Here is an 11848-nt window from a genome sequence, read left to right on the forward strand (position 1 = left end):
GATTGCAAGGCAGTGAGACGTTGCTATCGAACGAGGACGTTGCACTATCGAACGAGGATGTTGCGGAATTGCCATGGGTCGTTTTTGTCGAGGTCTTCCGGGAACAGACCAGGGCGGTTATCGAGCGGCGTCCATTCGGTGTAGTAGCCTTTTGTCGGCCCGAGATAGGGGGACTGCACTTCCAGGCAGCGCTTGTAGTCCATTTCGTCGGCCTCGACGATGCCGGCCTCGGGATTTTCCAGCGCCCAGACCATGCCCGCCAACACGGCAGACGTGACCTGCATGCCCGTGGCGTTCTGATAAGGCGCCAGCTTGCGCGCTTCCGCCAATGATAGTTGCGAGCCGTACCAATAGGCGTTCTTATCGTGGCCGTAGAGTAGCACGCCGAGCTCGTCGACACCGTCGACCAGTTCGTTTTCATCGAGCACGTGATGCACGGCTTGCGCCTTGCCGGCGGCGCCGAACATCTCGTGAAGCGACAGCACGGCGTCGTTGCAGGGATGGTAAGCGTAGTGGCAGGTCGGGCGGTATTGAACCTTGCCCTTCTTGCCGCGCAGGGTGAAGAAGTCGGCGATCGAAATCGACTCGTTGTGCGTCACCAGGAAGCCGTATTGCGGGCCGGGCGTCGGGCACCAGCTGCGCACACGCGTGTTGGCGCCCGGCTGCTCCAGGAAGATCGCGGCCTTCGAGCCATGCTTGTGCTTCTTGGCGTTCTTCGGCATCCACGTCTCATGGGTGCCCCAGCCGAGCTCGGCCGGTTGCAGCCCTTCCGAGATGAAACCTTCGACCGACCAGGTGTTCCAGAACACGTCCATCGGCTTCGGCTTCTTGGTGCGCTGGGTGTCGCGCTCGGCGATGTGGATGCCCTTGACGCCGGCCTTCTTCATCAGCCTCGCCCAGCCTTCACGATCGTGCTGCGCGGGCTCCGAGAACTCGAGGCCAAGATCGGTGGCGAGGTTGACCAGCGCCTGCTTGACGAACCACGAGACCATGCCCGGATTGGCGCCGCAGGTGGAGATTGCAGTCGCCCCGCCGGGGTGCGCGTGCTTTTCTTCGATCATGGATTCACGCAACGCGTAATTGGTGCGGCTGGCATTGTCGGCCTTGGCGTCGAAATAGAAGCCGAGCCACGGCTCGACGACGGTATCGATGTAAAGCACGCCCAGCTTACGACAGAGCCGCATCAAATCCACTGAGCCGGTGTCGACCGACAGGTTGACGCAAAAGCCCTGGCCGCCATCTTTGGTCAGCAGCGGCGTCAGCAGCTTCTTGTAGTTTTTCCTTGTCACCGCATCCTGCATGAATGTGATGCCGCGCTCGTCGAGCAGCTTGCGGTCGGTATCGCGTGGGTCGATGACCGTCATGCGCGACTTGTCGAACTTGAAATGGCGCTCGATCAGCGGCAGCGTTCCCCGTCCGATCGAGCCGAAGCCGATCATCACGACAGGGCCGGTGATCTCGCCGTAAACGGGCCAGTTTTCATTCGCCATTTATTGATTACTCCCTCAGATAGGCTGAAAAGCCGGGCAAACAGACGCAAAGCGGAGCATTTTTTTGCCCGACCGCCACGCGCTACAACCACAGATCATTGTCATAAACCAGTGAAAAGCGCCAACCGCGGCTACGCCGCGTTGGCGACGTGGTTAAGGCCGAAACCGTGGATGGGCGAAGCTCAAGATCGGCTTTTCTCGCTTCCGCAGCAACCGACGTCCGTTAGGCCGCAATGGCGGGGAGCCTATCCGGGCAACCGTGATGAGGTCGAACGGATGTTCGCGGAGTCCGGAGCTTCATCTTCGCACGCCGGACTGCATTAGGGCGGCATTTCGCCCGCTCCTGCAAACGCCCCGCTCACGGGAAGCTCAATCCATTGGCGCTTGTCCTTCGATCAAAGTCTTGCGCCGAGCAAGCTGGTTGGCCAGGAAGTCGAGAACCGTACGAATCCGGGTCACTCGCCTGAGGTCCGGGTGGGTGAGCAGCCACAAGGCCGCCTCCATGTCCGCCAGAGGTCCACGCACCCGCCTAAGGTCGGGATCCTGATCTGCCAGGTAGCAAGGTAGCGCGGCGACCCCCATGCCAGAATGTGCGGCGGCCTGCAGGGCCAGGAGCGAATTTGCGCGGTGGACGATCCGATCCTCGGCGACGTTCTGCTTAAGCCATCTCGCCGACTGGAGATGGGCAAGGCTCTCCTCAAAACCTATCCAATCGAAGTCCGGCAGGGGTGCGTCAAGGGGGCGCCGCGCCAGATAGGCTGGCGAAGCGTATGGCGCAGTCGCCAGTTTGGCGAGTTTCCTTCCGACCAAGTTGTCGGGCGGTGCGCTAACCGGCCTGATTGCGATGTCGGCGTCTCTTTTCGACAGCGTGAAGAACGAGTTGTCGACAATGAGTTCGATCATGATCTCCGGTCGTTCCTGGGCCAATACGGTAAAGATCGGACCGAGCAGCTCGACCAAAGTGTCCGCGGTGGTCACCCTTACTGTTCCAGACGGCCGCAAATCCTGGCCAGCCAGGCGGCGCTCAAGATCGGTCAGATCGTCCAAGACGCGGGTGGCTGTAATGAGGGCGACTTCGCCGGCCAGGGTGAGCGTGTATCCATCACGAGCACGCTCGAACAGATGCGCTCCCAAACGCCCTTCCATCGCGCCCAACCGTCGAAAAGCAGTAGAGTGGTCAACGCCCAAATGGCGGGCCGCCGCACTCAGGCTGCCGGCCTCTCCGATGGCGCGTATCAGGCGCAGGTCCGACAGTTCAAAGAGTCTTTGAGTCAGCACAGCCAGACCTCCAAGTCCGGAATCCAACGGGATGCCTCATCAAGCCGATTGCCTCTGGCCGCTCGTTCTTGCGGAAACTGCAAGCTCTGCTTTCATTTTTGCCGGGTGTTTTTGCAAAACATGAAGACAAATATAGCTTGTAGCACATAACCACGGAAGGAGATCGACATGGGCGCTCCCTCGCCAGAACTCTGCAATCTGTGGCTGGCACGCGCCTTCAATGCGCACGACGTGAATGCAGCAATAGCGATGTATCATCCTGCCGCATCAATCGTTCAGGTGGATCAGGTCCACGGTGGCACAACGATCGCGCGCGGCGCCGACGCCATTCGCGAAACCATGGCCGCCTACGTCGGCATGAACCCGCATATGGATGTCGTCACACACCACACCACGATTGCCGGCGACTTCGCGATGACGCGATCGCAATGGCTGATCAAAGGCGTGGATCAAAATGGCAAGCCGATCGAAGTGCATCATCACGGTATGGAGGTGCACCGGAAGCTGCCGGATGGCACCTGGGCCTTTTTTATCGACCATCCCTTCGGCGCAGACCCCGATTGGGCGGTCGAAGCGCCACCAAAAACGGACTAGGCTTGCCGCACTTTAAGGCCTCACGCTTGGCACGGACGCGTCCCTTCGGGATCGGGCTCCATTCGCGGCGTGCACAAATGCGGTAACTTCCGTTCGATCCGCCCATACGTTCAAAGCCGCTTGCACAGCACGGCAAAATACAGATCGTCACGCTTGGATGACCAAAAGCGAATGTCGCCAAGGATAGGCTTCAGTCTCGCCAGTGGCTGCGTAACCGCGGCGTGCGCACCACGCCAGCAACGCGCGCGCCCGTTCAGCGGATTTTTGCCCGCGGCGCGGCTGTGGACGCCCGAACCACCAGTTCCACAGGCAGAACGACTTGGCGGGGTGGTTCATTGTCAAGAACCATGCGAGCGGCGAGCCTGCCTTTTCCGATCACGTCGTGCGCAATAGTCGTCAGCGGCGGCGTGGTGCGTGCGGATTCGGCAGTGCCATCGAAGCCAATGACCGATACATGGCCCGGCACCTCTATGCCGCGCCGAACCGCCTCGTCGAGTATTGTGATCGCTTGCCAGTCCGACATGGTCAGGATTGCGGTGGCTTCCGGCACATTGTCGAATACCACTGCTCCAACAGACGGATCGCCCGGCGTCGTCTCGATGATCGGGACATCGTCGATCGACAAATTCGCCTCCGCCAAACCCTGCTTGAAACCGTCGAGCCTTTCGTCGTCGAGCGGGAAGCCGGCCAGAAGCGGGCGCTTTGCCTGTCCGGGCATGTGGACGATCGGAGGGCCCGGAGTCCTCCGTATGGATAAGATGCCAAAATGCCGGTGCCCCAGCCCAGTCAGATGCCGGACGGCAGCTACCGCGCCACTTCTGCCGTCGATCTTTATCGAATTGATGTCGGGACCTGCATCGCTTTCGAGAATGACGAAGGGCAGGCGCCGTCGTTGTGCCGATGTTATGAGACCGATGTCCGCGCTGTGACCGAGGATGAAGCCGTCAACGAGGGCCTCGCGGATGCTGGCGAAGCGCGTGTTGTCGGTGCCGTTCACAAGGCTTAGCGTCGTTCCGGCCTCGTCGCAGGCAAGCGAAACGCCCAGCACCAGCTCGCGGCCATAGGGGCTTCTCATCACCTCGGCGATGGCGTAGGCGCCAGGCGGCATGAAGCCGATGGCATTGAACTTGCCGTCCCGCAGCAAACGTCCTTTCGGGTCGGGGCCGCCAAACCCGAGCGCCCGCGCGGCCGCTTCGACGCGCTCGCGCAATTCAGGCCTGACCAGCTCCGGCCGGTTGAAGACGTTGGAAACAGTCCCCCGGGAAACTCCGGCAGCCTTGCCGACATCGGCTAGGGTTGGCATTGGCGGTTCACTCGTTTCCTTTCAGTTAGACCATAATTTGGAGCGCTCCAAGAATTTTGTTGACTCGAAAGTGGAAAAGGCAGATCGTTTTTCTTGGAGCGCTCCAAATTGGTATATATGGCATTTTTTTGCAACTGAAGCACCGGTAGATTGCAAATAGCCCTTGGTCACAAAGGCCAAGCCAGTGGAGGGAGTCATGGCAGAAACCAATATTTTTCCAGCCTCGCTTATCGGTAAGACTTTCGACTGCGTTTTCGGCGCGTTCGTGCCTCGGCTGACGTTTTTCTCGCCTGAGGAATTGCATGTGCAGGCGTCGATCGGAGCTGCCGAAATTGACGAGGTGGTCAAGATCGACATGACCAGCGTACGCCCGAACCTCGTGCTCATGAGCTGGACGGAACGGAGCGGCAACTTCATTGTGCAGCTGCAGGATCACGAGAATGGGATCGTCCACAATTATGCACGTCTGGCCGATGGGCAGCTTTTCTGTGCCCAAGGCGCCATTCAATCCGTTCCGGCATGACGCTACCCGCGCCGCTGCCCGGCAAGGTGGACGTCGGCCTGCGGCCCGACGTACCGTCGGTTCCCGTTGAGGGCAGTCCGGACGCCAAACTGCTGAAGTGCCGTCATCGATTTCGCCAATGAAGGAGGAAAGTGCGATGGAACTTGCCTACGACAGTCATCTGCTTGCCCGAATTCTTCTAAGCGTTGCGACGGTGGGCTACGGTGTGGTGACAATCAAAGCCGACTTGAACGCAACACACGCCACTAATCCGCTGTGGACTCCGCACGCCCGGTTTCACGTCGTCTGGCAAGTGCTGAGCTACACCGGGGTCGCGCTGATTGCGCTGGGACTTATCTGGATTGCAGGGCCACTCGAAGCCGAGCGGCTCTATCTCGCCGGCGGATTGGGCGCCGTCATGTATGGAGCGTTCTTCGTGGCCATGCTCTCACGACCGATCTATGGCGGCGTGCTCTATGACGAGAACGGCTACCTGCCATTCCGACCGCCGTTCGGACCAGCAGGCTGGCAGTGGGATGTCAATGTCACGGTCTTTACCGCGATGTCGGCGATCCTGCTGCTAGGCCTGGCCGCAATTTAGGACAGCGCCAGCGCCTTGAGCCGAGCGACCAGCCGGTGACGCTCGTCGGTCATGCCCTTCTAGTCGAGTTGGGCAAGGGTCGAGCGCCAGCAGTTGCGCGGCGAAAGATGCGGCGAGCATTGCCGGCGCCGAGAAAACCGGTGAGCAAGAAGACGGGCATCTCATCCATGCGCGCAAGACTCGCATAGACCCGAGAGCTCCACCGTGGCCGACTTGGTTCGGAAGCCCTGCCGTCGGGCAATCCGGCGCAGCACCCGCTCCAATGCCGGATCGTGAACTTCACTTGCTCGCCCGCAATTCGCGCAGATAGCAAAGGCGGCGCGCCCGTGGGTGCATTCGCCATGGACGCAAAGCGCGAACGCGCTCAGGCTCTCGATCCGGTGGATCAGGCCCTCCTCGATGAGCCGATCCAGGGCGCGATAGATCTGTAGCGGTGAGCGGAGTCCTTCCTGGCGAAGGAGCCCAAGCAATTCGTAGGCCCTCATCGGTCTGTCGGAGCGCGTCAGCGCGTCGAGAACCAACTGCTGATTACGTCCAGGCATCCGTTGTTCCTTCGTGTTCCACGCAGTTTCGAGCACAATGGCGACCAATTGTTATAGTATAACGTTTTCGGTTGACGAACGTGATAACATAACACAACGGATCGTCAAGAGCGGGATCGAATGGTGGCTGTGTGACCTTTCAAGACCTGACGCTGAGCTACAACGGTCCCCCGCCATGCATCACCTCGACGGGATCGTCCGGCCTGCCATGTGCGTCCGTCATGTCTCCCACAGAACCGCTTGAACAGAAGGAGTTGATCGAATGTCCAGGACGCTGAAGCTTGCCGCCTTGGTGGGCGTCATAACATCGTTGCCAATCACCCTGTCGGTGGCTGCGGCCGAGAACCTCAAAGTTGTCGCGAGTTTCTCGATCATCGCCGATTTCGCCAGGAATGTCGGCGGCGACCGTGTCGACATCATCGCGCTGGTCGGTCCGAATGGTGACGCCCATGTCTACGAGCCGAAGCCGGCGGACGCGGCCGCCGTTGGTTCGGCCGACGTGGTGCTGGTCAACGGCCTCCAGTTCGAGGGCTTCCTCCAGCGTCTCGTCGAGGCGAGCGCCACGAAGGCGCCGATCGTGGAATTGACCAAAGGCGGCGAGGTGTTGCGCAACACCGAGGAAGAGCATCACCATGATCACGATAACGCCGCCAAGGGCGAGGAAGGGCACGCTGCGGAGGCGGAAGAGGGCCATGAGGAACCGCACCACCATCACGGCGAGTCCGATCCCCATGCATGGCAATCCGTGCATAACGCTGAGGTCTATGTGAAGAACATCGCCAACGCCTTCTGTGCCGCCGATGCAGCCGGCTGTGACACCTATCGGGCCAATGCTGAATCATATGGCGAGCAGATCGAGGCGCTGGAAGAGGAGATCAAGGCTGCTGTAGCCGAAATCCCCGAGGGCAAGCGCACGATCATCACCTCCCACGACGCCTTTGGGTATTTTGAGCACGAATACGGCATAAAATTCCTCGCGCCGGAGGGCCTCTCCACCGAATCTGAAGCCTCAGCCGCCGACGTCGCGGCCCTCATCAAACAGATCAGGCAAGACAAGGCTTCGGCAATCTTCGTGGAAAACGTCACCAATCCCCGCCTGATCGAGCAGATCGCTAGCGAGACAGGCCTGAAAGTCGGCGGTGAACTCTACTCCGACGCCCTGTCGGGCGAGAACGGCCCGGCCGCGACCTATATCGAGATGATGCGGCACAACATCACGACGATCAAAGGCGCGATCCTCGCAAGCTGATCGCCACGATGGAAAGGCGGAGCAATCCGCCTTTTCGTTGACCACAATCGGTTATGTAATAACATCAAGGAGAATATCGTGAGCACAAATTGGGCGTCAGCCACGGCCATCGCGCTGCTTCTGTCTGTATCAACAAGTGCTGCCCATGCCGAGGAGGTAACCGCCTGGCGCCTCTTTATCTCGGACCACGCGGATCCGAAGGTGACCGTAATCGATGCGGTCAATGGCGGAAAGCTCGACACGTTCCAGATCAAAGGACCGGCGTCGCTCCATCGCAGCGAAAGCGGCCGGACCGTGTTCGCCGTGCAGGGCTCGGCCGGCGTCGTTACCGGGATCGCGAGCGGCATTTCCTTCGAGGATCACGGCGAACACGGCGACATCGACGTCGAAGCGCCGAAGCTTGCCGGCGTCGAGATCGTAGGCGAGAAGCCGTCGCATTTCGTCGAGCATGACGGAGATTTCGCCGTTTTTTTCGACGGCGAAGGTGTCGCCCGTATCATCTCCGAGAAGGCCGTCCTGGAAGGCAAATCGGATTTCAGGGAAGTGAAGACGGACGCGCCGCAGCACGGCGTCGCAGTCGCCTATGGCTCCCATGTCCTCCTGTCGGAGCCGAACAGGGAAAAGCCGGACGAGCTCCCGGTCGGCATCAGGGTCGCTGACAAGGCTGGCGCGCAGGTCGGCGGCATCCACGCCTGCCCCGACCTTCACGGGGAGGCATCTTCCGGCAATATCCTGGCTTTCGCCTGTGCCACCGGCCTGCTTGTCGTCACCCAAGGCGACGGCACCCCGGCGATCCGCCATCTGCCCTATGCCGACAGCCTGCCGGACGGCAAAACGACAACTCTGATCGGCGGCAGAGGCCTGCAATATTTCCTCGGCAACTACGGTGCCGACAAGGTGGTGCTGATCGATCCGACACTCGAGAGCGACGCATTCCGGCTGATCGGCCTTCCAACGCGCCGCGTGCATTTCGCGGTCGATCCCGTTCGTGCGAAGTTCGCCTACGTCTTCACCGAGGACGGCCAGCTTCACCAGATCGACGTGGTGAAGGGGGAGATCGCAAACTCACTCAAGCTGACCGATCCCTCTTCGATGGATGGCCACTGGAGCGACCCGAGGCCGCGTGTCGCGGTCGCCGGCGACAGGATCGTGGTCACGGATCCTTTGCAAGGTGTGCTGCATCTCGTTGACGCGACGTCGTTCGAGAAGACCGGTGACATTGCTGTCGAAGGCAAACCCTTCAACATCGTTTCCGTCGGCGGCTCCGGTCAGACCCACGAAGGCGAATAGTCGCTCCTCCCAAGCGGCTGCCGCGCGTCCGGCCCACTCTATCCCGGGCCGGACGCATTTTCCCCGACGCGCAAGGGAAAGCCATGATCGAGACACAGCCATCGGCGTCGTCCGGTGCCTTATCGGTTGCGTTTCAGCCCAGCCGCGCCGGGATCAATCCGCGCAGCGAATTGCCGACAAACAGCGCCTTGGCCGATTTCAAGTCATCCAAGGTGTAGATTGCTTCGCGGGCACGACCTTCATCCAGCAATTCGCCACGCAACACGCCAGGCAGCAGGCCGCAATCGAGCCGCGGCGTTGCCAGCACTCCGCCGCCGAAATCGGCAAAGAGATTGGTGATCGTGCCCTCACAGATTTCGCCACGCTCGTTGGCCAGCAGCACCTCGTCGGCGCGGCTAATCAGATATTCGGCTCGCGCCCGCTGATAGGTATCCCGGCGGCTCGTCTTGTGGCGCAGCAGCGTGTCGCTCGAATCGAGCCGCACCCGCGCTAGTTGCAGTCTCCACACCTTGTCGGCTGCATGCGGCTCATAAGGCAGCGCCGAGACCGTCACCTTGCCGCTGCGCGACAGGACAAGCCGTGTGCGCAAGGCTATGTCCGGCCGGTCGACGGCGTTCCTGAGCACCTCGCCGACCTTCTGCGGATCGCAGGCAAAACCCAGTTCGGCTGCCGAGCTGTAAAGGCGTGCCAAATGGCGGTCGAAACGGAGGAAGCCCTGGCCCGGCTGCCAGCGCATGGTTTCGATCAGGTCGAAATCGGCGGTGTTCCCGTCGCGTAACGCGCTTTCAGCAGGCACTCCTGATACTCCTCCTCGGCCGTCGAATCGAAGACGACGCCGCCACCGATATTGTAGACGGCCTCGCCACTGGAAAAGAGCGATATGGTGCGGATCGCTACCGAAAAGCGCATCGTGCCGCCGGGCGCGATCCAGCCGATGGCGCCGCAATAGACGTCGCGCGGCGTGCCTTCCAGATCGTGCAGGATTTCCATGGCACGGATTTTTGGGGCGCCGGTGATCGATCCGCATGGAAACAGCGCAGCGAAGATCTGGCGGATGGTGAGGTCGGGCAAGAGCTTGGCCCGCACGCGGCTCACCATCTGGTGGACGGTCGGGTAGCTCTCAATGCGGAAAAGCTCCGGCACCTCCAGCGTGCCGACCTCGCTGATCAGCGAGATGTCGTTGCGCAACAGATCGACGATCATCCGGTTCTCAGCCTGGTTCTTCTCGTCATTGAGCAAGAACGCCTTCAGCCGCTTGTCTTCCGCCTTGGTCGCGCCGCGCGGGGCGGTGCCCTTCATCGGATGGGTCTCGATCATGCCTTCGGCATCGATCTCGAAGAACAGTTCCGGCGAACGCGACAAAACGACCGGATCGCCGAGCGCGATCAGCGCGCCGTATTTCACCGGCTGGCGGTCCGTCAGCGCATCGAAGGCGGCCAGCGGGTCGCCCGACCACTGCGCATGAACCGGAAAGGTCAGATTGCCCTGATAGCAATCACCCTTGCGAATGTGATTGTGTAGCCGCGCAAAGCGTTTTGCGTAATCTTCTGAAGACCAGGCAGCCCTTGCGTCGAAGATCGGACCGTTGGTCGCCGGCGCGTGGCTGCGCACGACCGTCTGTTCGACAGGCGCGTCGAAGATCCCCAGGCAGACAAGCGGGGCGCGGCGTCCACCAGGCAGCAGTGGAACGAGCTTCGGCTCGAGCAGGTAGCCGGCCTCGTAGGAGAAATATCCGGCCAGCCATTTGCCGGCGTCATGCGCGGCCTGCGCAATTTCCAGCGCCGGCAGGAAATCCTCCGCCTCATGCGCCACGATGATGCCGGACGGACGGTCGAAAACGAGCTGATGCGCGCGCTCGTCATTCCGGAAAATTGCAGAGGGCAGGGACATGGGGCTCGGATGCTGCGATCGATAACGCAAGCTATCGCTCTATATGGGGGCTCGATCGCGCGCAATCGAGAGAGCGGCGTCTCAAGACGCAAAGGCAGCCTTGGTGCAAAAGCAAACCGGCGGCACCTCGAGGCGCCGCCAGTCTGTGCTCGATGCCGGCAGGCAATTCAGGTGTTGCTCGCAGTCCCCGCGGTCGGGAAGCGGCGCGCAAATTCCTTCTCATCGCCGGCGGCAAGCAGTTTCGCCTGCTCGATCCAGCGCTCACGCTCGATGCGGCCGTCGAACTGGAGAACGTCTTCGATCCGCTTGATATCCGCCGCCGTCCAGGCGGCGATCTGAGCGTAGGTCCTGACCCCAAGGCCGTGCAGCTTCCGCTCGTTGACCGGGCCGATGCCGATCAAGCGACGCAGACTGTCGGGCTTGCCCGCTGGCGCTGTTGCCTTGCCTGCGGTGACTTTCTTTGCCGCCGGCGCAGCCTTGTTGGCTGTGGCGCTCGTTTTCGACGCGGCCGCTTTCGACGCACTTGCCGTTGGCGCGGCTGCCGCCTTGGCGGCCGCCGTTTTCTTGGACGCGGTCTTTGCCGGCGTCGGCTTGGCCGGCGTGGTCTTTGCCGGCGCGGACGTCGACATTAATGCCGACGGTGCCGGGATTGCTGCCTTTGTCGCGCCGGTCTTGGCGCCTTGTGCCTCGGCCAACTGGCGCTCCAGGTCGGCGCGGGCGCCACGGCATACATCCAGCTCACCGGTCAGGCGGTCGGCATCGGCGCGCAGCCTGTCGCGCTCGCTGCGCGTGCGGTCCACGTCACCGCGCAGGCTGTCGAGCTCGCCACGCAGGCGTCCCCAGATGAACCAGCCAACCAACACACCTACCAAGAACGCCAGGAGCATGTAGAAAAAAGTGCCCATTGTCTCTCTCTCCAGTCCGATCCATCTGCCGTGGCCTGGAGTGGTGACCTTGGCACAAGGACCATTCGATGGTGGCTCCGCTGTTCGCGGAACAGCCGGCTTAAATCGAGCTGTCGGCGACCGGCTTTTCCTGCCATGGCCAACGGCCGCTGTCGCATTCGCCGAAGCGCCGTGACCGGCCGGAGATTTTTTCCTGGCCTGAGC

At 61.3% G+C, this 11848-nt stretch carries 12 protein-coding genes; 5 read left to right on the forward strand and 7 right to left on the reverse strand.

Features of this window, described 5'->3' with window-relative positions:
* Positions 1-44 precede the first annotated feature (44 nt).
* Together EJ075_RS17790 and EJ075_RS17795 are read right to left on the reverse strand one after the other, a co-directional pair.
* Positions 45-1490: a homospermidine synthase gene (locus EJ075_RS17790; RefSeq protein ID WP_126105127.1), complete on the reverse strand. Its 1446-nt coding sequence runs from the start codon at positions 1488-1490 to the stop codon at positions 45-47.
* A 369-nt stretch (positions 1491-1859) separates the two neighbouring features.
* Positions 1860-2768: a LysR family transcriptional regulator gene (locus EJ075_RS17795; RefSeq protein ID WP_126105128.1), complete on the reverse strand. Its 909-nt coding sequence runs from the start codon at positions 2766-2768 to the stop codon at positions 1860-1862.
* Between the two features lie 168 nt (positions 2769-2936).
* Between EJ075_RS17795 and EJ075_RS17800 the strand changes: the two genes are divergently transcribed.
* On the forward strand, positions 2937-3362 hold the full coding sequence (locus EJ075_RS17800) for a nuclear transport factor 2 family protein (RefSeq protein WP_126105129.1): 426 nt from the start codon (positions 2937-2939) through the stop codon (positions 3360-3362).
* Between the two features lie 253 nt (positions 3363-3615).
* Here EJ075_RS17800 and EJ075_RS17805 read toward each other — a convergent pair whose 3' ends face one another.
* The gene (locus EJ075_RS17805) at positions 3616-4665 is read right to left on the reverse strand and encodes a LacI family DNA-binding transcriptional regulator (protein ID WP_126105130.1); all 1050 of its coding nucleotides are present in this window, start codon (positions 4663-4665) and stop codon (positions 3616-3618) included.
* Between the two features lie 196 nt (positions 4666-4861).
* On the opposite strand from EJ075_RS17805, the gene EJ075_RS17810 reads away from it, so the two are divergent.
* On the forward strand, positions 4862-5188 hold the full coding sequence (locus EJ075_RS17810; protein ID WP_095484075.1) for a hypothetical protein: 327 nt from the start codon (positions 4862-4864) through the stop codon (positions 5186-5188).
* Positions 5189-5324: 136 nt separating this feature from the next.
* On the forward strand, positions 5325-5768 hold the full coding sequence (locus EJ075_RS17815) for a DUF6640 family protein (protein WP_095484235.1): 444 nt from the start codon (positions 5325-5327) through the stop codon (positions 5766-5768).
* A gap of 161 nt (positions 5769-5929) precedes the next feature.
* Here the strand turns inward: EJ075_RS17815 and EJ075_RS17820 are convergent, their stop codons facing one another.
* Positions 5930-6310, reverse strand: a complete 381-nt coding sequence (locus tag EJ075_RS17820) for a Fur family transcriptional regulator (protein WP_126105131.1) — start codon at positions 6308-6310, stop codon at positions 5930-5932.
* Positions 6311-6572: 262 nt separating this feature from the next.
* Here EJ075_RS17820 and aztC point away from each other — a divergent pair, with 262 nt between their 5' ends.
* Complete coding sequence (aztC, locus tag EJ075_RS17825) at positions 6573-7559, forward strand: zinc ABC transporter substrate-binding protein AztC (protein WP_126105132.1); 987 nt, start codon at positions 6573-6575, stop codon at positions 7557-7559.
* Positions 7560-7637: 78 nt separating this feature from the next.
* Positions 7638-8849 carry a zinc metallochaperone AztD gene (aztD, locus tag EJ075_RS17830; RefSeq protein WP_245457941.1) on the forward strand — a complete coding sequence of 404 codons (1212 nt, stop codon included), beginning with the start codon at positions 7638-7640 and terminating at the stop codon, positions 8847-8849.
* Between the two features lie 133 nt (positions 8850-8982).
* Here aztD and EJ075_RS17835 read toward each other — a convergent pair whose 3' ends face one another.
* From EJ075_RS17835 to EJ075_RS17845, 3 genes are all read right to left on the reverse strand, one after another.
* Positions 8983-9645 (reverse strand): aminotransferase class IV family protein, encoded by a 663-nt coding sequence (locus tag EJ075_RS17835; protein ID WP_126105134.1) that lies wholly within the window; start codon positions 9643-9645, stop codon positions 8983-8985.
* Positions 9594-10739 (reverse strand): aminodeoxychorismate synthase component I, encoded by a 1146-nt coding sequence (locus EJ075_RS17840; protein WP_126105135.1) that lies wholly within the window; start codon positions 10737-10739, stop codon positions 9594-9596. Before EJ075_RS17840 ends, EJ075_RS17835 begins: the two co-directional genes overlap by 52 nt.
* A 167-nt stretch (positions 10740-10906) precedes the next feature.
* The gene (locus tag EJ075_RS17845; protein WP_126105136.1) at positions 10907-11644 is read right to left on the reverse strand and encodes a proton-conducting membrane transporter; all 738 of its coding nucleotides are present in this window, start codon (positions 11642-11644) and stop codon (positions 10907-10909) included.
* Positions 11645-11848 lie beyond the last annotated feature (204 nt).

The sequence above is a fragment of the Mesorhizobium sp. M6A.T.Cr.TU.016.01.1.1 genome, assembly GCF_003952585.1.
Taxonomy (GTDB): Bacteria; Pseudomonadota; Alphaproteobacteria; order Rhizobiales; family Rhizobiaceae; genus Mesorhizobium; species Mesorhizobium mediterraneum.